The organism is Paraclostridium sordellii (genome assembly GCF_000953675.1).
Taxonomy (GTDB): Bacteria; Bacillota; Clostridia; order Peptostreptococcales; family Peptostreptococcaceae; genus Paraclostridium; species Paraclostridium sordellii.
Genome location: NZ_LN679998.1, coordinates 3,258,404 through 3,279,852, shown reverse-complemented (window position 1 = coordinate 3,279,852; position 21,449 = coordinate 3,258,404). Strand labels below are relative to the sequence as shown.

Annotated in this window: 23 protein-coding genes and 8 tRNA genes; 30 read left to right on the top strand and 1 reads right to left on the bottom strand. The window is 28.3% G+C overall.

Features of this window, described 5'->3' with window-relative positions; translation table 11 throughout:
- Positions 1 to 77: 77 nt before the first annotated feature.
- From noc to ATCC9714_RS15815, 20 genes are all read left to right on the top strand, one after another.
- The gene (gene noc / locus ATCC9714_RS15910) at positions 78 to 869 is read left to right on the top strand and encodes a nucleoid occlusion protein (RefSeq protein ID WP_021127398.1); all 792 of its coding nucleotides are present in this window, start codon (positions 78 to 80) and stop codon (positions 867 to 869) included.
- Between the two features lie 54 nt (positions 870 to 923).
- Positions 924 to 1,697: a ParA family protein gene (locus ATCC9714_RS15905; protein ID WP_021127399.1), complete on the top strand. Its 774-nt coding sequence runs from the start codon at positions 924 to 926 to the stop codon at positions 1,695 to 1,697.
- Between the two features lies 1 nt (position 1,698).
- Positions 1,699 to 2,577, top strand: coding sequence for a ParB/RepB/Spo0J family partition protein (locus tag ATCC9714_RS15900; protein WP_054631072.1), 879 nt, complete (start codon positions 1,699 to 1,701; stop codon positions 2,575 to 2,577).
- A 15-nt stretch (positions 2,578 to 2,592) separates the two neighbouring features.
- Positions 2,593 to 3,741: an aminotransferase class V-fold PLP-dependent enzyme gene (locus tag ATCC9714_RS15895; protein ID WP_021127401.1), complete on the top strand. Its 1,149-nt coding sequence runs from the start codon at positions 2,593 to 2,595 to the stop codon at positions 3,739 to 3,741.
- A 189-nt stretch (positions 3,742 to 3,930) separates the two neighbouring features.
- Entirely contained in the window at positions 3,931 to 5,223 is a 1,293-nt protein-coding gene (locus tag ATCC9714_RS15890; RefSeq protein WP_054631070.1) for a helix-turn-helix domain-containing protein, read from the top strand.
- Positions 5,224 to 5,296: 73 nt separating this feature from the next.
- A complete protein-coding gene (locus ATCC9714_RS15885) occupies positions 5,297 to 6,322 on the top strand; it encodes a DUF5711 family protein (protein WP_057574409.1) in 1,026 nt (341 codons plus the stop codon).
- Positions 6,323 to 6,431: 109 nt separating this feature from the next.
- Positions 6,432 to 7,022, top strand: coding sequence for a sulfurtransferase-like selenium metabolism protein YedF (yedF, locus tag ATCC9714_RS15880; RefSeq protein WP_055330852.1), 591 nt, complete (start codon positions 6,432 to 6,434; stop codon positions 7,020 to 7,022).
- Positions 7,023 to 7,109: 87 nt separating this feature from the next.
- Positions 7,110 to 7,373, top strand: a complete 264-nt coding sequence (locus tag ATCC9714_RS15875) for a DUF3343 domain-containing protein (protein ID WP_021127043.1) — start codon at positions 7,110 to 7,112, stop codon at positions 7,371 to 7,373.
- Positions 7,374 to 7,384: 11 nt separating this feature from the next.
- Entirely contained in the window at positions 7,385 to 7,570 is a 186-nt protein-coding gene (locus tag ATCC9714_RS15870) for a DUF951 domain-containing protein (RefSeq protein WP_021127406.1), read from the top strand.
- Positions 7,571 to 7,645: 75 nt separating this feature from the next.
- The gene (locus ATCC9714_RS15865) at positions 7,646 to 8,848 is read left to right on the top strand and encodes an aminotransferase-like domain-containing protein (RefSeq protein ID WP_057574407.1); all 1,203 of its coding nucleotides are present in this window, start codon (positions 7,646 to 7,648) and stop codon (positions 8,846 to 8,848) included.
- A 270-nt stretch (positions 8,849 to 9,118) separates the two neighbouring features.
- Positions 9,119 to 9,397, top strand: coding sequence for a 30S ribosomal protein S6 (gene rpsF / locus ATCC9714_RS15860; protein WP_021127039.1), 279 nt, complete (start codon positions 9,119 to 9,121; stop codon positions 9,395 to 9,397).
- A 40-nt stretch (positions 9,398 to 9,437) separates the two neighbouring features.
- Positions 9,438 to 9,887, top strand: coding sequence for a single-stranded DNA-binding protein (locus ATCC9714_RS15855; protein ID WP_021127408.1), 450 nt, complete (start codon positions 9,438 to 9,440; stop codon positions 9,885 to 9,887).
- Positions 9,888 to 9,904: 17 nt separating this feature from the next.
- Entirely contained in the window at positions 9,905 to 10,132 is a 228-nt protein-coding gene (gene rpsR, locus ATCC9714_RS15850) for a 30S ribosomal protein S18 (protein WP_021127409.1), read from the top strand.
- A gap of 94 nt (positions 10,133 to 10,226) precedes the next feature.
- Positions 10,227 to 10,547, top strand: coding sequence for a MazG-like family protein (locus ATCC9714_RS15845; protein WP_021127037.1), 321 nt, complete (start codon positions 10,227 to 10,229; stop codon positions 10,545 to 10,547).
- 7 nt (positions 10,548 to 10,554) lie between these two features.
- Positions 10,555 to 11,514: a YybS family protein gene (locus tag ATCC9714_RS15840; protein ID WP_054631067.1), complete on the top strand. Its 960-nt coding sequence runs from the start codon at positions 10,555 to 10,557 to the stop codon at positions 11,512 to 11,514.
- Between the two features lie 10 nt (positions 11,515 to 11,524).
- On the top strand, positions 11,525 to 13,525 hold the full coding sequence (locus tag ATCC9714_RS15835) for a DHH family phosphoesterase (RefSeq protein ID WP_057574405.1): 2,001 nt from the start codon (positions 11,525 to 11,527) through the stop codon (positions 13,523 to 13,525).
- Entirely contained in the window at positions 13,525 to 13,974 is a 450-nt protein-coding gene (gene rplI / locus ATCC9714_RS15830; RefSeq protein ID WP_021127412.1) for a 50S ribosomal protein L9, read from the top strand. The genes ATCC9714_RS15835 and rplI overlap by 1 nt, the downstream gene beginning before the upstream one ends.
- Positions 13,975 to 13,996: 22 nt before the next feature.
- Complete coding sequence (gene dnaB / locus ATCC9714_RS15825) at positions 13,997 to 15,325, top strand: replicative DNA helicase (protein WP_021127413.1); 1,329 nt, start codon at positions 13,997 to 13,999, stop codon at positions 15,323 to 15,325.
- 210 nt (positions 15,326 to 15,535) lie between these two features.
- Entirely contained in the window at positions 15,536 to 15,829 is a 294-nt protein-coding gene (locus tag ATCC9714_RS15820; RefSeq protein ID WP_021127028.1) for a hypothetical protein, read from the top strand.
- Positions 15,830 to 15,908: 79 nt separating this feature from the next.
- Positions 15,909 to 17,192 carry an adenylosuccinate synthase gene (locus tag ATCC9714_RS15815; protein WP_021127415.1) on the top strand — a complete coding sequence of 428 codons (1,284 nt, stop codon included), beginning with the start codon at positions 15,909 to 15,911 and terminating at the stop codon, positions 17,190 to 17,192.
- Between the two features lie 51 nt (positions 17,193 to 17,243).
- On the opposite strand, the gene ATCC9714_RS15810 is transcribed toward ATCC9714_RS15815, so the two are convergent.
- A complete protein-coding gene (locus ATCC9714_RS15810) occupies positions 17,244 to 18,143 on the bottom strand; it encodes an acetamidase/formamidase family protein (protein ID WP_057545811.1) in 900 nt (299 codons plus the stop codon).
- A 290-nt stretch (positions 18,144 to 18,433) separates the two neighbouring features.
- On the opposite strand from ATCC9714_RS15810, the gene ATCC9714_RS15805 reads away from it, so the two are divergent.
- From ATCC9714_RS15805 to ATCC9714_RS15760, 10 genes are all read left to right on the top strand, one after another.
- Positions 18,434 to 18,509 (top strand) — tRNA-Lys (locus tag ATCC9714_RS15805).
- A 5-nt stretch (positions 18,510 to 18,514) separates the two neighbouring features.
- A tRNA-Glu gene (locus ATCC9714_RS15800) sits at positions 18,515 to 18,589 on the top strand.
- Between the two features lie 9 nt (positions 18,590 to 18,598).
- Positions 18,599 to 18,674 (top strand) — tRNA-Val (locus tag ATCC9714_RS15795).
- 7 nt (positions 18,675 to 18,681) lie between these two features.
- Positions 18,682 to 18,758, top strand: a tRNA-Asp gene (locus ATCC9714_RS15790).
- Between the two features lie 10 nt (positions 18,759 to 18,768).
- Positions 18,769 to 18,843: transfer RNA gene (locus tag ATCC9714_RS15785), tRNA-Thr, on the top strand.
- Between the two features lie 10 nt (positions 18,844 to 18,853).
- Positions 18,854 to 18,929: transfer RNA gene (locus tag ATCC9714_RS15780), tRNA-Lys, on the top strand.
- A 20-nt stretch (positions 18,930 to 18,949) separates the two neighbouring features.
- Positions 18,950 to 19,024 (top strand) — tRNA-Glu (locus ATCC9714_RS15775).
- Positions 19,025 to 19,032: 8 nt separating this feature from the next.
- Positions 19,033 to 19,108, top strand: a tRNA-Val gene (locus ATCC9714_RS15770).
- Positions 19,109 to 19,238: 130 nt separating this feature from the next.
- Positions 19,239 to 19,955 (top strand): LytR/AlgR family response regulator transcription factor, encoded by a 717-nt coding sequence (locus ATCC9714_RS15765; RefSeq protein ID WP_057574404.1) that lies wholly within the window; start codon positions 19,239 to 19,241, stop codon positions 19,953 to 19,955.
- Positions 19,949 to 21,328 (top strand): sensor histidine kinase, encoded by a 1,380-nt coding sequence (locus ATCC9714_RS15760; RefSeq protein ID WP_057574402.1) that lies wholly within the window; start codon positions 19,949 to 19,951, stop codon positions 21,326 to 21,328. The genes ATCC9714_RS15765 and ATCC9714_RS15760 overlap by 7 nt, the downstream gene beginning before the upstream one ends.
- Positions 21,329 to 21,449 lie beyond the last annotated feature (121 nt).

Here is a 21,449-nt window from a genome sequence, read left to right as displayed (position 1 = left end):
AGAAATATTATACACATGAGTAACTAAGGTAATTTCGTGTTTTAAATATATTTAGTTTTGGATGAGAGAGGGATGTTATGGAAGATAAAAGAGTTATGGAGATACCTATAAGTAATATAGTTCCAAATCCATACCAACCAAGAAGAGTATTTTCACAGTCAGCATTAGAAGAATTAAGTGAATCTATAAAGGTATATGGTATTTTACAACCTATAACTGTTAGGAGTAAAAGTAATGATGAATATGAACTAGTAGCAGGAGAAAGAAGGCTAAGGGCATCTAAATTAGCTGGACTAGAAACTATTCCTGCTATAATAAATAATATGTCTGATGAATCTTCGGCTGTTTTGGCATTATTAGAAAACTTACAAAGAGAAGATTTAAATTTTATAGAAGAAGCTATGGGTTATGAAAATTTAATAAAAGAACATAGTTTTACGCAACAACAACTTGCAGAAAAATTAGGAAAAAATCAATCTACAATAGCTAATAAAATTAGAATACTAAGATTACCAACAGATATAAAAATAAAATTAGTTGAAAATGGCTTAACAGAAAGACACGCTAGAGCTTTACTTAAATTACCAGATGAAGAAATGATGAGAGAAGTTTTAGATAAGGTAATTAAATCAGATTTAAATGTTAAGAAAACAGAAAAGCTAATAGCAGATCTATTAGAAGATATCAAACAACCTAAAGATGGTGAAGATAAAAAACAAACTGTTAAAGGTATAATGGGAATGAGAATTTACCTAAATACTATAAAACAAGCATATGAGGCTATAACTAATACAGGATTAGAAGCCAAGTACAAAGAGATTGATAAAGGTGACCATGTAGAGGTTGTTGTAAAGATTCCTAAAAAATAAAAGATTACTGCTTAGCAGTAATCTTTTTTTAAAAGCTTAAAGGGGGTAAGACTTATGGGAAAGGTAATAGCAGTTTTTAATCAAAAGGGTGGAGTTGGAAAAACAACTACAAATGTTAATTTAAGTGCAAGTATAGCTAAAATGGGAAAAAAGGTATTAGTATTAGATTTAGATCCACAAGGGAATTCAACTAGTGGATATGGAATAGAAAAAAACGAAGTTGAAAGTACTATTTATGAAGTATTAATAAACAACGATAATATAGAAGAAGCTATAATTAAAACAGAATTTGAGAATATTGATATAGTTGCATCAGCTACAGAGTTAGCTGGAGCAGAAATTGAGTTTACAAGTGTAGAAGAAAGAGAATATATATTAAAAAAAGCTATAGATAAAGTGAAAGATAACTATGATTATATATTTATAGATTGCCCGCCTTCTTTAGGTATGCTTACCATCAACTGCCTAACAGCAGTTGATAGTGTATTAATTCCTATACAGTGTGAATATTATGCATTAGAGGGTGTAAGCCAGCTAATGGAAACTATATCACTTATAAAACGAAGTCTAAATCCGGATTTGGAAATACAAGGCGTAGTTTTAAGTATGTTTGATGGAAGAGCAAATTTATCAATACAAGTTGTAGAAGAAGTTAAGAAATATTTTAAGGGAAGTGTATACACGACTTTAATACCTAGAAATGTAAGGCTTGCAGAGGCTCCAAGTCATGGTAAACCAGCAATTTATTATGATTCTAGATGTAAAGGGTCAATGGCATACTTAGAATTAGCAGAGGAATTTATAGATTTAGAAGAGGATGTGATATAGTATGGAAAAAACGACGAGACGTTCAAATAGACTAGGAAAGGGATTAGGGGCCTTAATTCCAAATGTTAAAGAGGATATAGATTCAAAAGATATTGTAAATATAGATATAAGCAAAATTTATGCAAATCCAGATCAACCTAGAAAAGTTTTTGATATGGAAAAAATAGAAGTTTTATCAAATTCTATTAAGAATTATGGAGTATTACAACCAATAGTTGTTAAGCCAGATGATTCTGGTAAATATATGATAATAGCAGGAGAAAGAAGATACAGAGCTTCTAAAAAGGCTAAATTAAAAGAGATGCCAGCCGTTATAAAAGACATACCAATGAAAGATTTAATGGAAATAGCTCTTATAGAGAACCTACAAAGAGAAGATTTAAATGCAATAGAAGAAGCTATAGCATACAAAAGTTTAATTGATAACTATAAAGTAACACAAGAAGAGATATCTGAAGCAGTTGGGAAAAGTAGACCACATATAACTAACACTTTAAGGCTTTTAAATCTAGATAAAGGTGTTGTGGCGATGGTTGAAGATAATAGAATAACTCCAGGACATGGAAAGGCATTACTTAGAATACCTAATAAAGAAATTCAGTGTAAAGTAGCTAATAAAATAATTGAAGAAGAACTATCGGTTAGAGAAACAGAAAAAATAGCTAAGAAAATACTTGAAAATGAAACTAGTGTAATAGAGAAAAAGCCTAAGAAAAAAGATATCTATATAGTGGATGTAGAAGAAAGATTAACTAATGTTTTTGGGACAAAAGTTAATATTTCTAAAGGAAAGAAAAAAGGAAAGATAGAAATAGAGTATTATAATGACGAAGATTTAGATAATATAGTATCATTATTATTAGAAGGACAAGATGCATAAGAGAGGGGACTTAATATGATTTACTTAGATAATGCAGCTACAACATTTCCAAAACCAAAACAAGTATATGAATCAGTATTAGATTGCATGGAAAACTATGGAGCAAACCCAGGAAGAGCAGGACATAAGTTAGCTATGAGAGCAGGCATGGAAATTTACGAATGTAGAGAAAATTTAGCGAAACTATTAAATGTAAAAAATCCAATGAATATAATTTTTACTCATAATGCTACAGATTCTTTAAACCTTGCTATAAAGGGAGTTGTTAAATCAGGAGATCATATTATAACATCTAGTATTGAACATAACTCAGTAATAAGACCTATAAAAGCATTAGAGGAAAAAGGTGTAGAACATACCATAGTTAAATGTGATAGATTGGGACAACTAAATCCTGAGGATATAAGAAAAGCTATAAAATCTAACACAAAACTTATTGTTACAACTCATGCCTCAAATGTATGTGGAACTTTAGTTGATATAGAAGCTATAGGCAATATAGCTAAAGAAAATAATATACTTTACTTAGTTGATGCATCTCAGACACTAGGCGTGTATGATGTAGATGTTAAAAGTATTAATGTAGACATGTTAGCTGCCCCAGGTCATAAATGTTTGTTAGGACCACAAGGAACAGGTATCTTATACATAAGAGAGAATTTACACCTAGATATACTTAAAGAAGGTGGAACAGGAAGTAACTCTGAGAATTTATTCCAACCAGATATGATGCCTGATAGATATGAATCTGGAACTCACAATACTCCAGGAATAGCTGGATTAAATGCAGGAGTAAAATTTATTTTGGAACAAGGGATAGAAAATATAAGAGAACATGAAGAGAATTTATGTGAATATATGTTGAATAGATTAAATGAAGTTCCAAATATAAAAATTTATGGGCCTTTAGATAGTAAAAAAAGAGCAGCTGTAATTTCTATTAATATAGGAGATATAGACTCAGGAGAAATAACATTTATGTTAGATGATAAGTATGATATAGAAACAAGATCAGGTATACACTGTTCTCCTCTTGCTCATGAGACTTTAGGAACATTAATACAAGGAACTGTAAGATTTAGTTTGGGATACTTTAACACTAAAGAAGAAATCGACAAAACAATAGAAGCATTAAAAAATATAGAAAGAGAAATTAATTTTTAAAAAGATTTAATCAGAATATAATATTCTGATTAAATCTTTTTTTTACTTAAAAATACAAAATTTATAAAAAAATGATGAAAATTTGTAAAAATATAAAAATATATTGTACATAATTAAAGAAATTAGTGTATTTATGATAAATATAAGTTATAATTTTATTATAAGAAAATGTTTTCTAGGGGGGCAGACATGGAAATTCTAAGCTTAGGAGAGAAAATTAAGAAGTTAAGAAAAGAAAAAAACTTAACACTAAAAGAGCTAGCTGGAGAAAGAATAACTGCAGCGCAAATAAGTCATATTGAAAGAGATAAGTCACATACTAGCCATGAATTATTAGAGTACTTAGCTAGTTGTCTAGAGGTTAGCGTAGATTACTTACTAGAAACGAAAGAAATGCAAGCAAAGAAATTAACTGATAATTTAATAATACAAAGTGAGATTTATATAAAATGTAAGGAACTTGAAAAGGCTAAGGAAGAAATAAATAAAGTTATGTCGATATGTACTGAATATCAACTTATAGACAACTATGGAAAATGCAATCTATTGCTTGCAACTATTAACTTGAGACAAAAGGATTACAATGCAGCTATAATTAACTTTGAAAAATCATTATATTTCTTTATACAAAATGATGATAAAGAGAATATAGCTAGATGTTATATAAATATAGGAAAAATTTATATGGAAGAAAATTTCCATAAAGGAGCATTAAGCAATTTTAAATTTGCTGAAGAAATAATAGAGGAAAACAAGTTAAATGATGTTAATATAAAAAAAGATTTGTATAGTAATATATCATTTTGTTATACACAATTAAATAAAGATGATGATGCTTTAGAATATATAGAAAAAATTAAAAACTTAGATATTACAATAAACTGTAAGGAAGAAGCAGGACTAATGGTATCTAAGGCTAACAAATTAATGAGTGTAGGCAAATATGAAGAGGCAAAGCAACAGTTTAAAACAGCATTAGATTTATTAGAAAAAGAGGATAATAAGACTGGTTTGGCAAATGTTTACATTAGGATTTGTGAAGTATATGAAAGTATAGGAGAAAGTGAAAAATCTTTAGAGTACTCAAAAAAAGCTTATGAAATTAAAAGATATGACGAGGATGAGTGTTCTATAGATGTAATAATAAAAATAATCCAATCATATATCAAATTAAATAACTTTGAGGAAGCTAGAAAATATTCAAAAACAGCTTTAGCAAGTGCAATAAAGAATAAAAATAAGTACTTTGAATATAAGGCTCTAAAATATTACTCAGAAATATACAAAAAAGAGGACAATAATAAATTAGCGATAGAGTATCTATTAAAATGTATAAATATAATAAAAGAGTTAAATGATAAAAAAACTCTTGCAGATTTATATATTGAATTAGGAAAATTATATTCAAATATATCAAAAGAAAAAGAATTAGAATACTACCAAAAAGGTGTATGCTTATATCAAAACTTAGAAATTATCTAAAAAGACTCTTTTAAAAAGGAGTCTTTTGTTTATATATAGAAATTATAAGTATTAAGTTTTTAGGGGGAAATATATGAAAAATAAATGGAAGTTAATAGTTATTTTTATAATTTTAATATTAATAAATCCTAAGATATTTACTGCTTTTAGTTCTAGTTTTAATAAAAAGACAACCAGCTTAGATAATTTAAAAAAATTTAATATAGGAAAAGATGTAAAATATACAGAATATAAATCAAATATAGTTATTTACGAACAAGGGACTCTTAGGGGCATAAACAAAAATGGAGATGAAATATTTAATTTAGAGCTAGGAATAAAAAATCCTACTATAAGTAGTAATAAATATATAGACATTTTAGATAAAGAAAAAAATGTTATTTATAGTGTAAATGAAAAAGGTAAGGTAGTTTTAAAGAGGAGTATGAAAAAGAGTGGGCTAGTATATAAAAGCTTAGAAAATGATTCTTATATATATATATTTAAAAAGGATAAAAAAAATATAGCAAATATATATGATTTTGAGTTTAATCTTGTTAAATCTATTGAGTTAGATGGTGTGGTAACGGATATAGAATATACTTCAAATAAAATTTATTTATGTTTATTAAAAACAGATAAAAGTATAGAAAGTAAGATTTTGAGTTATGATTATAATGGGAATTTAGAAGAATCAATGAATATAAACCAGTCTGTTATATTAAACTTAGAGCTTAGCGAAAATGGATTATATGTAATTGAGAAAAATAAAATAACTAAACTAAATAATAAATTAAAAACTATAAATTCTTTTAATATTGATGATTTAAAAAACTATAGCAACATAAATGATGATAAATTATACATAATAGAAAATGATGGAGATATTTTACTCATAAAAGATAAAGAAGTTGAAAAAGTTAAAATAAATGAAAAAAATATAAATAAAATTTTAAACTTAGGATATTCATTTATTGCGGTTACAGATAACAAAATATTAGACTCAAAAGGAAAAGAAATAAAGCTATTTGCTGAAAAGATTAAACATGTATCTATGATAAACAATAAATCATTGTTTATCATACTAGAGAATAACTTGCAATTATTTACTATAAAATAATTGATAGCTTAATTTAATCTTTCTTATTAATACTATAGAAATAACCTATAACAAAATATTAGTATATATGATAAAATTAAGGGAGTATTATATAAGGAGATGAGTATTTATGAGAATAGAGTTAGATGCCAGAGGATTAGCTTGTCCTAAACCAGTTATAAATACAAAAAAAGAACTAGATAATATAGATCAAGGGGCAGTAGTTGTAACTGTAGATAACGAAATTGCTAAGGAAAATATTTTTAAATTAGCAAAATCAATGAACTATGATGCTAGTGTATTAAAATCAGAAAAAGATTTAATTTGTATAGAGATTATAAAAGGTGAAAATGTTATAATAGAAGAAAAATCACAAGAGTCTTTATCGGATACATGTATATTTATAAATTCAGATAAAATGGGAAATGGAAATGATGAATTAGGACATGTTCTTATGAAAGGATATATATATACTTTAACAGAAAGTAAACCTTATCCAAAGAGTATATTATTTGTTAATAGTGGCATAAAATTAACGACGGAAAATGAAGCGACAATAGAAAATCTTAAGATCTTACAAGATGCAGGGGTTGAAATTTTATCTTGCGGAACATGTTTGGATTATTATGGATTAAAAGATGATTTAAAGGTCGGAACAGTAACAAATATGTATACTATAGTAGAGACAATGAATAATTCGTCAAAAACTATATCTTTATAAATAATAAAGACTACATGACAAGTTTATGTAGTCTTTATTTATGAATAAAAACAATTAAAAGACATAATTAGGAAGGAAGAATAATAAATGAACGAAATGTATATAGTAGCATTCAACTCAACTCACCATGCAATAAGAACAGATAAAGTTTTAAATGAGAAAGATATAAAGGTAACTACTCTACCAACACCTAGAGAAATAAGTTCAAGTTGCGGAATATCTGTTAGATTTTTAGAATCAGATATGGATACTGTTATAAATTCACTTGAAGAAAATGAAATTTTATATCATGGAATATTCAAAGTTAGTAGATTAAGTGGAGGTAAAAAAGAAATAACTAAATTAAGATAGGAGTGATTAAAGTGCCAATGAAATTAAATGTAGGTGATATTATAGAACTAAAGAAGCAACACCCTTGTGGCTGCAAAGAGTTTGAAATAACAAGAGCTGGAATGGACTTTAAAATAAAATGTCTAAATTGCTCAAGAATTGTACAATTAGATAGAGAAACTTTAGAAAAAAGAATAAAAAAGGTAAAAAACTTGTAAAGAAACGTTTTCATTTGGTTGGATTGTTGTTATAATTATATTGGGAACAATTTTTACCAAGGGGGAAACTTAAATATGGCTATCAAATTTGCAAAAAGAATGGATGGATTAAAAGGATCTGAAATTCGTGAACTTTTAAAGTTAACTGAAAAACCTGAAGTAATATCTTTCGCAGGAGGACTTCCAGCTCCAGAATTATTTCCAGTTGAAGAAATGAAGGAAATATCAAGATTAGTTTTAGAGGAATCTGGAAGAGAGGCTCTACAATATACAACAACAGAAGGATTTGGACCTTTAAGAGAACAAATCGCAGAAAGAATGAATAGAAAGCTTAAAACTAGTGTATCAAAAGATGATTTATTAATTACAAGTGGATCACAACAAGGACTAGATTTTGCAGGTAAGATATTCTTAAATGAAGGAGATGTAGTTCTAGTAGAGAGTCCATCATACTTAGGAGCATTAAATGCTTTTAAGGCGTACTGTCCAAAGTTTATAGAAGTTCCAACTGATAAAGATGGAATGATAATTGAAGAGTTAGAAAAGATATTAGAAACAACAGAGAATGTAAAGATGATATATGTTATACCAGATTTTCAAAATCCAACAGGTAAAACATGGTCTATGGATAGACGTAAAAAATTCATGGATGTCATAAATAAGTTTGAAATACCAGTAGTAGAAGATAATCCGTATGGAGAATTAAGATTTGAAGGTGAAATTTTACCATCATTAAAAGGAATGGATGAAAAAGGATTAGTTATATTCTTAGGTTCTTTCTCTAAGATATTCTGTCCAGGATATAGAATAGGATGGGTTTGTGCATCTCCAGAAATTCTATCTAAGTTTGTATTTGTTAAGCAAGGTGCAGATTTACAAGCATCTACAATATCTCAAAGAGAGGTAAGTAAGTTTATAGATGTTTATGATTTAGATGCACATGTTGAGAAGATAAAAACAGTTTATAAAAAGCGTAGAGATTTAATGTTAAGTACAATAGATGAATGCTTCCCAGAAGTAGTAGAACATACATATCCAGAAGGAGGATTATTCACTTGGGTAGAACTACCTAAACATTTAGATGCAAGAAAAATAATGGAAAAATGTTTAGAAAATAATGTTGCTTATGTTCCAGGTGGATCTTTCTTCCCTAATGGAGGAAAAGAAAATACATTTAGATTAAATTACTCTAATATGCCAGATGAAAAAATAGTAGATGGAGTTAAGAGATTAGCAGAAGCTTTAAATGAAGCATTATCAGAAAATGTAAATGCATAAAAAATAGTGGCCTTTGGCCACTATTTTTTATGCATAGTCTATAATAGATTATATTTTTATTTATAAAAAATATAATTTTGTTTTAATAATTAAAACCTAAATTTACCTAATTTAATTTATATGTATGTTTATGAAACTCAGTAAAAGTATAAAATAAAATTAAATTGACAATTTATTTTATAAGTGATAAAATGTGTAAAGTATGAGATTTTAATCTCATTTCTCTGCTCTGCGTAGCAGAGCCGTAAAGTCCAAAGGGAGGTGAATTGTGTGAAAAATTATGAATTAGTTTTCGTAGTAAAGCCTAATGCAGATGAAGAAGTAAGAACAGCTGTATTAAACAAGGTTAAAGAAGTTATAGCTACTGAAGGTGAAGTTGAGAAAGTAGATGTTTGGGGTACTAAGAAGTTAGCTTACCCAATAGCTAAGTTCACTGAAGGTTACTATGTATTAGTTAACTTTAAGTCAGGTGTTGAAGTTCCAAAGGAAATAGACAGAAACTTAAAGATAAACGAGAACGTAATAAGACATATGATAGTTGTTGCTTAATAACTAATATATAAATTTACGTAAAGTAGGCGGTGTTTAAATGAATCATGTTGTATTAGTGGGAAGATTAACAAAGGATCCTGAGTTAAGATACATCCCAGGAACAGGAACAGCCGTTGCAACATTTACTATTGCCATTGATAGAGATTATGCTAAAAAAGATGGTAGTAGAGAAACAGATTTTATACCTGTAGAGGTTATGGGAAAATCAGCTGAATTTTGTGCAAACTATATATCAAAAGGTAGATTAGTTGCGCTACAAGGTTCTATAAGAGTTGACAATTACCAAAATCAATCAGGTGAGAGAAGAACTTTCACTAAGGTTAGTGCGCGTAATATACAAGCCTTAGATAGCAATAAAAATAGATCGGATAGTCCATATCCAAGTCAAAATCAAAGCTTTGAACCTAGTTTCGAGCCAAGCTTTGAACCTACAGGTCTAGATCCTCAAGGTTTCCAAGCTATAGATGATGACGATATACCATTCTAAAAAGGAGGGAAACTGACATGATAAACAAAAAGAGACGTAAGAAAAAAAGAGTTTGTCAATTCTGTGCTGATAAAAACGCTAAGATAGACTACAAAAACACTCAAAGATTACAAAAATACGTAACTGAAAGAGGTAAAATATTACCTAGAAGAATAGCTGGTACTTGTGCTAAGCATCAAAGAGAATTAACAGTTGCTATAAAGAGAGCTAGAAACTTAGCTTTATTACCATATACATTAGACTAAGAAAAAGGACGAGCCTTTATGGGCTCGTTTTTTTATTGGTTAAAACTACTATGATTTATGATATAATGTTTATATATTAAGGAGGGGGGAAATATTGAGACTAGATAAAAATTCAGAAATAACAAAGAATATAAAGATAATTGAATGGATGAAAACAGAATTAATTATTAGTTTGGGGGATTTATTTAATCTTTTATTTAAAGGAACTAGACCAGTAGACCAAATATTACAAGATACCTTAGCTAATATAGTAATGGTTACATATTTGCTATCAAAGAGATTAGGTATTAGTTTTAAAGAAATAGATTATAAAATAAAGGAAAAGATAAGAGAAGGTATAGAGGAAGACCATAGCGTGGAGAGATGGTATGGAGATTTATCTAATCTTAAAAATTATTTAGATAATAGGGAGTGATATTAAATTGAATGATAGAACTAAACTAACTCAAGCGGCTATACTTACAGCATTAGCTATAGCTTTATGTCTTGCTACTGCTTATGTTCCGTTTATAGGGTTACTAGTGTTTATTATTCCTGTTCCATATGCGATAATTTCAACAATGACAGGGCATAAATACGCATTAATATCAGCTATATCCTCTTTTTTTATATTGATGCTAACCGTTGATTTTGTATATGCTTTAAATTTAATTATAATAAGTATATTACCAGGAATAGCAGTAGGATATAAAGTTAATAAAGATAATGGAAAAGAAGATACGAATAAAAACTTCACTCCAATATATTTTGGGACACTAGCGTTTATGCTATCTATAATTATATTTTTTGTTATGGCAAAAGTAATATTTAACATGGATTTATTAGCACAATTATTAGAAATGATGAAAACTAGTATAGAAACTCAATTTGATATAATGAAAAGTGCAAATATGCTTCCAAAGGATGGTATGACATCAAAGCAAATGTTCAGTTTTATACAAAATATAATACCAAGTATGTTATTTGTATACAGCATAATAGCATCATTAATAACATATTATTTAGAAGCTTTTATTTTAAGAAGAATTAAGAAATTAAGTTATGATTTACCAAAGTTCTCAGACTTTTATTTACCAGGAAATGCTATAATAATATCTCTTTTATTATACCTAGGAATAATGGGATTAGAGATGTTAAATACAGGGCTATATACTGATATTATAATGTTAAATATTCAGCTAATATTTAGCGTTATGTTTTTATTACAAGGGATATCTGTATCTATTTACTATATAAAGGAATGGAAAAAGAAATCACCAGGTAAAATAGTATTTGCTATAATGGCTGTATTTTTATTATCGGGAACAATGATTTTAAGTTTTGTAGGAATGTTAGATAGTGCAATTGACTTTAGAAAGGTGAGAAACTACAAATCCACTTAGGAGGGTAGCAATGTTTGATAAGTCGACCTTTAAATTTAATATGCCAGAGACAAATGCATATATAGTGGTAATTGGTATTCTTAGTCTTATTTTACTATATTTTAATATATATATAGGGACAGCTATATTTATTTTATTCGTATATATTGTTTTTCATAATTGGAGATCAAGAGATATAAGAAGAAAAGAATGGAATAAGTATATTCAAGACTTAGCTGTAGATATAGATGAAGTTACTAAAAAGGCTATATTAAACTTGCCAATACCGTTGTGTATACTAGAGTTTGATGGCAGCATTACATGGTATAATACAAAATTCCATGAAATGACAGAGAAAGAAGATACCTTGGGTATGAATATAGAAAATCTTGTTAAAAACATAGATTTAAGAAAAGTTTTAAATGAAAACAAAGAGTTGTATACGGATATAAACTATAAAGGTAGAAATTATACTATAGTTTATAACGTGGTTAAAAGTGACCAAGAAAATAAAACTAAATATCTAATGATGCTTTACTGGATAGACAAAACTGAGTATCTAAATTTAAAAACTAAATATAATGAAGAACAAAATGTTGTAGCTACAATTCAAGTTGATGGTTATGAGGAAGTTTTACAAAGTGCGCCAGAGGAGAGAAGACCACTGATGAATGTTGAAATAGACAAGATTTTAGCATCTTTAGAGGTTAGCTGCAATGGAGCTCTTGAAAAAACAGCTAAAGATAAATATTTTTTAGTATTGAGTAAAAGTGAACTTGATAAACTTGAATTTGATAAATTCTCTATTTTAGATAAGATAAGAGAAATAGATCAAGGAAATACCTTGCCTGTAACAATAAGTATGGGTATAGGTATAGAAGGCAAAACAATTAATGAAAACTTTAAATTAGCCAAAGGTGCGTTAGACCTAGCTCTAGGTAGAGGTGGAGATCAAGCTGTAATAAAAACAAAAGATAGATCTATTTTCTACGGAGGTAAATCTAAAGCAGTTGAAAAGAAAACAAAAGTAAAATCTAGATTAATAGGTCATGCTCTTAGAGAGATAATTCTTGAAAGTAAAGATATATATATAATGGGTCATAAGTACCCTGATATGGATGCTATGGGTGCAGCAGTAGGGATTTATGACATATGTAAATCATGCAATAAAGGTGCTAATATAGTGCTAAACAACACAAATGATTCTATTGATGAATTTATAAAGAGAGTAAAATCATCAGATTACTATCCAAATATTTTTGTCAATAAAGACGAAGCAATTAAAAATTGTGCTAAAGATACACTAGTAATAGTAGTGGATACACATAGACCAAACTTTACTGAATGCCCTGAATTACTAGAAATTTCAGATAAAGTGGTTGTAATAGACCATCATAGAAGAGGTGTTGAATTTATAAATGATACAGTTCTTTTATTCCATGAAACTTATGTATCATCTACATGTGAGATGGTTACTGAATTAGTTCAATACATGGAAGATGATGTGAAAATTAACAAGTTGACAGCAGAAGGATTAATGGCAGGTATAAGTTTAGATACTAAAAACTTTGCTTTCAAAACTGGGGTTAGAACCTTTGAGGCAGCTTCATATCTGAAAAAAGCAGGAGCAGATACAATAGAAGTTAAAAAACTATTTAACTCAAATTTAAAAGACTTTATAGCTAAAGCAGAAATAATGCAAAGCACTAAAGTTATAAATAATAAAATTTGTTTAGCTTATTGTAAAGCAGATATAAATAATATAAATGTAGTTGTTGCTCAAGCAGCTGATGAACTTTTAAGTATAAAAGATGTAGAAGCATCTTTTGTATTAGGGAAAACAAAGAGTGGAACTATATTTATAAGTGCAAGATCATTAGGTTCTATTAATGTACACGTTTTAATGGAAAAATTAGGTGGCGGAGGCCATATTGATATAGCAGGAGCTCAACTTGAAAATGTATCTTTAGAAGAAGGATATAAGATGGTATCAGATATCATAAAACAATATCTAGAGGAGGAAGAAGAGTAATGAAAGTTATATTCTTAAAAGACGTAAAAGGAACAGCAAAAAAAGGAGAAGTAAAAGAAGTTAGTGATGGATATGCTAGAAACTTTTTATTTCCTAAAAAATTAGCAGTTCAAGCAGGAAATACAGAATTAAAAGAATTAAAAGAAAAGCAAACATCTCAAAAAATAAAAGAAGAAAAAGAGTACGAAGCAGCAGTTGAATTAGGTAAAAAAATGGAAGAGATGAATGTAACTATATACTCTAAAGCAGGAGACGGTGGAAGATTATTTGGGTCAATAACTTCTAAAGACATAGCAGCTCAAATAAAAAAAGAGCATGGAATAGAAGTAGATAAGAGAAAAATAATGTTAGACGAACCAATAAGAACTTTAGGATCAAGATTTGTAGAAATCAAAATCCATCAAAAAGTTGTTACTAAGATGAGAGTAGATGTAAAAGAAAAACAATAAGAAAACACTAGAGGTGAGGTAAATGGAGGATGTAGGTAGAATTCCTCCACATAGTGTGGAGTCTGAGCAGTCTATATTAGGGTCTATACTATTAGATAAAGAGGCAATAATTACTGTTACAGAAACTATTCAGCCAGAAGATTTTTACAAAGAAGCACATAAAATAATTTATGAATGCATGATGAAATTAAACAATAAAAATGAACCTATAGACTTAATAACACTTACAGAAGAGTTAAAAAAGCAAGGTCATTTGGAAGATATAGGTGGCATAAGTTATATAACTAGCTTATCAACAATAGTACCAACAACTTCTAATGTAAAATATTATGCAGACATAGTAAAAGAAAAATCTGTGCTTAGAAAACTTATAAAGGTATCAAATGATATACTTAATTCAGGATATGATAGTTCTATAAAGGTAGAAGATTTATTAGAAAAAGCAGAAAAAAAGATATTTGATATATCTCAAGAAAAATCTAGTGAAGATTTTCAATCTATAAATTCTGTTCTTATGGATACGTATGATATGATTGAAAAGTTATATACTAATAAAGAAGATATAACAGGAATAACTACTGGATTTGATGACTTAAACAAGAAAACTAATGGTTTACAAAGAACAGACTTAATTCTTGTAGCGGCTCGTCCTGCTATGGGTAAGACTGCATTTTCTCTTAACTTAGTACAAAATGCGGCCCTTAAAGGAAATGCATCTGTAGCTGTATTTAGTTTAGAGATGTCAAAAGAACAATTAGTTCAACGTATGTTATCTGCCCAATCTCATGTAGAACTAAAAAAGATAAAAAATGGTAGCCTAGATGAAAATGACTGGCCAAGAATTATAGATGCTATGTCAGTCTTATCTAATGCTAGTATATATATAGACGATACGCCAGGTATAAAAATTAGTGAGTTAAGATCTAAATGTAGAAAGTTAAAAATTGAAAAAGGTTTAGATTTAATTCTTATCGACTATCTTCAACTTATGGAAGGTGATGGAGGTAATGAAAGTAGACAACAAGAAATATCTAAAATATCTAGATCTTTAAAAGTGATAGCTAAGGAGCTTAATTGCCCTGTAGTGGCATTATCTCAGTTATCACGTGCACCTGAACAAAGATCAGACCATAGGCCTATGCTTGCTGACTTAAGAGAGTCAGGGGCTATAGAACAGGATGCTGATATAGTAATGTTCCTATATAGAGATGAATATTATCATCCAGATTCGGATAGAAAAAATATAGGAGAAATTATTATAGCTAAGAATAGACACGGAGAAACTGGGTCTGTTGAATTAGTATGGTTAGGTGAAATACAAAAATTTGCAAACAAAGCTAGAGAAATGTAATAAAAAAATATCCACATGTTGATAGATTAAAAATAAAATGTCAAATGTGGATATTTTTTGTAAAGTAAAATGCATTTTGAAATATAAATACAAAAAGTATTAACAATTTCCACAAGACGATTGTGGATAACTGTGGATAAAAAAAGCAAGCTATAAAAGCTTGCTTTCTTAGTTCAGTAGTATAAATTATTATTTAACGGGGGAGAAAAAATGATAAATATAATATATATATATCCAAATATAAAGTTTATAAACAAAGAAATTAATATTTGTAGAATTATAGATAATAAAATAAAAGAAACATTAATTATATTTGGAAAAAAAGATAATAATAATTTAAATATATACATTACAAATACAATGACAGGAGATAATATTCTAATAAAGCAAGAAAATGATGTAGACAAAGTTAAGAACTTTATAGTTTCTAGAGAAAATGAAATAAAGTCTCTTGAAAGCTTAGAAAAAATTGAAAAATACATACTAAACGAAATAAGTGAATAAAAAAGGTTTTGAAAATAAAGCGAATGTTTGGTAGAATAATAAAGTAAGTGTTCGAATAATAAAATAGAGGTGAATTAATATGAAAACTGTTGCTATAGTAGGATCTCAATGGGGAGACGAAGGTAAAGGTAAAGTTATAGACTATTTAGCTACACAAGCTGATGTAGTAGTTAGAGGACAAGGTGGAAATAATGCAGGACATACATTAGTTGTTGAAGGAAAGAAATATGCACTACACCTAATACCATCAGGAGTTTTAAATCCAGAAACTATAAATGTAATAGGTAACGGAATAGTATTTGATCCAAAAGGATTTTTAGAAGAGTTAGCTAAATTAAATGCAGATAACATAAATACTAAAAATATAAAAATAAGTGATAGAGCGCATGTTATATTCCCATATCACAAAGAGTTAGATGCTTTAGCTGAAGAAGCTAGAGGAGACAATAAAATAGGTACAACTAAAAAAGGAATAGGACCTTGTTACATGGATAAAACAGAGAGATCTGGTATAAGAATATGTGACTTAATGGATAAAGATATATTTGCTAAAAAGCTAAAAGCTCAAATAGAAGATAAAAATAAATTAGTTAAAAATATATATGGAGCAGAAGGTTTTGATTTTGATGCTATATATAATGAATATTTAGGATATGCTGAACAAATAAGACCTTATGTAGATGATACTTCAGTTATAGTATATGATGCTATAAAAGCAGGAAAGAAAGTATTATTTGAAGGAGCTCAAGGTACATTACTAGATTTAGATTTAGGTACGTACCCATACGTAACATCATCTCATCCAACATCAGGAGGATTCTCTATAGGAGCAGGTGTTGGGCCAAATATGATAAAAGATGTAGTAGGTATAGTTAAAGCTTATACAACTAGAGTTGGAGAAGGTCCTTTTGTTACAGAGCTAAATGATGAGACTGGTGACAAAATAAGAACTCAAGGTAGAGAATTTGGAACAACTACTGGTAGAGCTAGAAGATGTGGTTGGTTTGATGCTGTAATAGTTAGATATGCAGCAAGAGTAAACGGATTAACTAGTATATCTTTAATGTTACTAGATGTTTTAAGTGGATTCGATACAGTTAAAATATGTACATCTTATAAAATGGGAGATAAAGTATTAAAAGAGTTCCCAGCTTCATTAGAAGACTTAGCTAAATGTGAGCCTATATATGAAGAATTAGAAGGTTGGTCAGATGATTTAACAAATGTAGAAAAATATGAAGATCTTCCTGAAAATGCTAAGAAATATATAGCTAAGATAGAAGAGTTAGTTGGAGTTAGTGTTGATATGGTTTCAGTTGGACCAAACAGAGCTCAAACTATAATAAGAAAGAATATATTCTAATTTAAAATATAAAAAAATAGTTAATGCCAAGCATTAACTATTTTTTTATATTTATATTAATTTATCTATATTAAGTTTTTTTAGAATTTCCTTTTTTATTTTATATCTTATGGTTTTCAGAGGATCTACAACTTGGCAAACTTCAATATCGCAAGTTAGGCTCATAAGCATGATTAAATCATTTTTATTTAAGCTACATTTAGAAAGCAAAATTTCAAACATATCTTCAACTGCTATTTTATAGGCATCATCTAATGTTTGTGCAGATGCTATCGTATAATAAGCATCATCAGTTTCTACTATAGGATTATTAATTTTAAAATTAGATATTAAGTCTACTTTAAGGTCAACCTTTGCACCTACTTCAGCTCCACTTACTCCAATTTCCCCATCTCCCATAACTGCATGTACATCACCAACAGAAAGAAGAGCTCCAGGTGTATATATAGGGAGGTACACAATAGAACCTTCACCTATAACTTTACAGTCCATATTTCCACCATGACTTCCAGGGGTTCCACAATTTATAGGTTCAGAATTTGGAGCTACACCTATAACACCAATCATTTTATTTAAAGGAAGTTCTATATTTTTAAATATAGCTGAGTTTTCTTTAATATTTAATATATTATGAGTCATTTTATCTAACTTTTCTCCAAGAACTCCAACTCCAGGACCAGTCATGGCAACTCCATAATTATCTAAGTCGATAGATTGTACAGTTACCTTCAGAGTTTGATTAGGCATAGCACCTTCTATGTATAAAGGTCCAGTTGCTGGATTAACCTTGTCAAAATCTATTCCATCTAAATTATCAGTTTCACAAGAAATTTGACTACACATGCAATCATGAGTTTCGAAAACAATATTATTTCCAGGTTTTATAAATGAAACTGGTTTGTTTGAATTTGAAAATGTAAATGTATAATTTTCTTTTCTTATAATGTTCATAAATTGTCCCCCTTTTATAATTTTATTTATATTATATAATAAATATCAAAAAAATATTTTACATTTAAAATAAAAAAATTAATAAAAAAATATAATATTTTTTTATTAATTTAACAAAAAATACATATACAATATTAGATTAAACCATTGAAAAATAGGGTATTTAGATAAATTAGTTAAAAAAATAAAAAAAAATTATAAAAAGTGTTGACGAAAGTTAATAAAGCTAATATAATAGTATTTGTTGATGCGGCGGACGAAAAAAGTCGAAACAACATCTCAGCAAAAATGATCCATTAGCTCAGTCGGTAGAGCACCTGACTTTTAATCAGGGTGTCCCGCGTTCGAGTCGCGGATGGATCACCATTTATGGCTCATTGGTCAAGCGGTCAAGACACCGCCCTTTCACGGCGGTAACAGGGGTTCGATTCCCCTATGAGTCACCAACTAATTGTGGGATTATAGCTCAGCTGGGAGAGCACCTGCCTTACAAGCAGGGGGTCACAGGTTCGAGCCCTGTTAATCCCACCAATAATGCGGCCTGGTAGTTCAGCTGGTTAGAATGCCAGCCTGTCACGCTGGAGGTCGAGGGTTCGAGTCCCTTCCAGGTCGCCAAATACACTATGCTAGTGTGGCTCAACGGTAGAGCAGCTGACTTGTAATCAGCAGGTTGTAGGTTCGATTCCTATCACTAGCTCCACAAAAAAGATGATCCATTAGCTCAGTCGGTAGAGCACCTGACTTTTAATCAGGGTGTCCCGCGTTCGAGTCGCGGATGGATCACCATTTTTTTATGTAAAAAATATGGCTCATTGGTCAAGCGGTCAAGACACCGCCCTTTCACGGCGGTAACAGGGGTTCGATTCCCCTATGAGTCACCAGCTAATTTGGGATTATAGCTCAGCTGGGAGAGCACCTGCCTTACAAGCAGGGGGTCACAGGTTCGAGCCCTGTTAATCCCACCAGTTAAAAACTCTTGGATGTTATCCAGGAGTTTTTTTTGTGCGAAAAAACAGTACACCTTAAGGTTTATGGAAAAATTAGGTATAATAGTTTTATAAGAACATAAAAAGATATATAGATATAGGGGATAATATGATAGAAATAATTTTATGCGAAGATCAAATTCAACATCAGAAAACGTTAGAGAAATTTCTTAAAGGTATATTAGAAGAAAATAGTATTGAGTACAATTTAAAAATATATAAAAGCGGAGAAGAATTATTAAATAACTATCCTAAAGATACAGATATATTTATATTAGATATTCAAATGGAGAAAATAAATGGGATGGATGTTGCTAGAAAAATAAGAGAAATAGATAAAAACAAACCAGAAATAATTTTTACAACATCACTTATTGAATATATACAAGAAGGATATGAGGTTAGGGCTTATCGTTATTTATTAAAGCCTATAAAATATGAAGAATTAAAAAAACATATTTTAAGTTGCATAGATGAAGTTATGAATAAAAAAAATAAGTTTATATTAGTTGAAAATAAAAGTGAAACTTATAAAATAAACATGGCAGATATAACATACATTGAAATACAAAGAAAAGATATGAGTATACATACAGAAAATAAAGTTTATGAAACAAAAATGACTATGGATAAAATAGAAGAAGAATTACAAAACCATAATTTTTATAGATGTCATAAAAGTTTTCTAGTAAATATAGATTATGTAGAAAATATAAAACAATATGTAGCTATACTTGAAAATAAAGAAGAAGTATTGGTAAGTAGACATAGATTTAAAGATTTTAAAAGTAGATTTTTAAGTTCATTAGGAGAAAAATTATGTTAGAATTTGATTTTATATCAAGGGTAGCTATAGGCATATCAACATTTTTACAATATTTTATTTTTATAAAAATTTTAGATTCTCTAGAAGAAAGAAAGTATAAAAAAAAATACTTGGATATTTTATTTTTATCAATTGCAATATTAGATTCTATAGTTATATTTAATAGAGCAGTTGAGTATTATGGTTTTATTAGTAACTTAAAATGGGTATCATTTATTTTATTTATAAAGCTAAATTATCAAATGAGTAATTTTAAGGTCATATCATCTTATTTTATTTATACTATATCGTATTATATTATTGATGATTTAGTATTAACAATAGTATCAATTTTTGTAACAGGACACTCTTTGTATGGAAATGATATATTAGAAAAAGATGTAGATATTATATTTACAGCGAATAACTTAATAATGGTTTTTGTAAACATAAGTTTTATTAATATAATAAAAGTAATTAAAAATACTGATAAAGAAAAAGTAAATATAATACTTATAATAGGATGTATATTAAGCAATTTTGCAGTAGCATTTATGAATAGCTTACCTATATTGACATATACACTTAGAGTTGATTACTATGATAATCGACTTGATTTATTTAATATAAATATAACACCTAAACTATCTTTTATGAGTAGTATTTTACTTTTAATGGTGGTTTTTAAAATCATTAAAGATATTAAAGAAAAAAGTGAAGAAAATTTATTAAAAGAAAAAGTAGATATACAATATAATTACTACTTAAATCTACAAGAATCTCAAGACAGAGTAAAAAGACTTTATCATGATATGAACAATCACATGCTATGCATAAAAAGTATGAGTTCTGATAAAGGAGATATAAACAAATATATAGATAGTATTAGAAAAAACATAGATGGATTTAAAGAAATATACAATACAGGAAATATGATATTAGACATTATATTAAATGAAAAACAGGCTACTTGTAATAAAAATAATATAGATTTATTTTGTGATATCAATTTTTCAAAATGTAGTTTTATAGAAATGACAGATGTATGTAGCATATTTTCGAATATATTAGATAATGCTATAGAAGCATGTAACAAGGTAAATAATAATGAAAGATATATAAAAATAAGGGGAACAGTAGTAAAATCATACTATGTTATACGATGTGAAAACTCTAAAATGAATAAAGTAAAAATAAAAAACAATAAAATAATAACTAGTAAAAAAGATAAATTCATTCATGGAATAGGCCTAAAAAGTGTTAAGTCATCATTGAAAAAATATGATGGAGAATTAGAAATAGAAAATTTTGAAAGTGAATTTTTATTACAAATTTATATACCAATAAATAAAAACATGACAGTTGAGGATGAAAAAGAACCAGTTGTACCATAAATATTGAAGCAAAAAAAGCAAGGTGTTATCTTTTAAATACAAAAGATAACACCTTGCTTTTTTAATTCATAGAAAATTATATTTAATCCTAAAATGTGGATAAATATAATTTTAAACCTAT

Coding starts and splice junctions, on each gene's coding strand:
- yedF (WP_055330852.1), top strand. CDS start 6,432: ATGAGAATAGAGTTAGATGCCAGAGGATTAGCTTGTCCTAAACCAGTT.
- rpsR (WP_021127409.1), top strand. CDS start 9,905: ATGATAAACAAAAAGAGACGTAAGAAAAAAAGAGTTTGTCAATTCTGT.
- ATCC9714_RS15855 (WP_021127408.1), top strand. CDS start 9,438: ATGAATCATGTTGTATTAGTGGGAAGATTAACAAAGGATCCTGAGTTA.
- ATCC9714_RS15890 (WP_054631070.1), top strand. CDS start 3,931: ATGGAAATTCTAAGCTTAGGAGAGAAAATTAAGAAGTTAAGAAAAGAA.
- ATCC9714_RS15900 (WP_054631072.1), top strand. CDS start 1,699: ATGGAAAAAACGACGAGACGTTCAAATAGACTAGGAAAGGGATTAGGG.
- ATCC9714_RS15820 (WP_021127028.1), top strand. CDS start 15,536: ATGATAAATATAATATATATATATCCAAATATAAAGTTTATAAACAAA.
- ATCC9714_RS15765 (WP_057574404.1), top strand. CDS start 19,239: ATGATAGAAATAATTTTATGCGAAGATCAAATTCAACATCAGAAAACG.
- ATCC9714_RS15895 (WP_021127401.1), top strand. CDS start 2,593: ATGATTTACTTAGATAATGCAGCTACAACATTTCCAAAACCAAAACAA.
- rplI (WP_021127412.1), top strand. CDS start 13,525: ATGAAAGTTATATTCTTAAAAGACGTAAAAGGAACAGCAAAAAAAGGA.
- ATCC9714_RS15815 (WP_021127415.1), top strand. CDS start 15,909: ATGAAAACTGTTGCTATAGTAGGATCTCAATGGGGAGACGAAGGTAAA.
- ATCC9714_RS15875 (WP_021127043.1), top strand. CDS start 7,110: ATGAACGAAATGTATATAGTAGCATTCAACTCAACTCACCATGCAATA.
- dnaB (WP_021127413.1), top strand. CDS start 13,997: ATGGAGGATGTAGGTAGAATTCCTCCACATAGTGTGGAGTCTGAGCAG.
- noc (WP_021127398.1), top strand. CDS start 78: ATGGAAGATAAAAGAGTTATGGAGATACCTATAAGTAATATAGTTCCA.
- ATCC9714_RS15760 (WP_057574402.1), top strand. CDS start 19,949: ATGTTAGAATTTGATTTTATATCAAGGGTAGCTATAGGCATATCAACA.
- ATCC9714_RS15905 (WP_021127399.1), top strand. CDS start 924: ATGGGAAAGGTAATAGCAGTTTTTAATCAAAAGGGTGGAGTTGGAAAA.
- ATCC9714_RS15865 (WP_057574407.1), top strand. CDS start 7,646: ATGGCTATCAAATTTGCAAAAAGAATGGATGGATTAAAAGGATCTGAA.
- ATCC9714_RS15835 (WP_057574405.1), top strand. CDS start 11,525: ATGTTTGATAAGTCGACCTTTAAATTTAATATGCCAGAGACAAATGCA.
- ATCC9714_RS15885 (WP_057574409.1), top strand. CDS start 5,297: ATGAAAAATAAATGGAAGTTAATAGTTATTTTTATAATTTTAATATTA.
- ATCC9714_RS15810 (WP_057545811.1), bottom strand. CDS start 18,143: ATGAACATTATAAGAAAAGAAAATTATACATTTACATTTTCAAATTCA.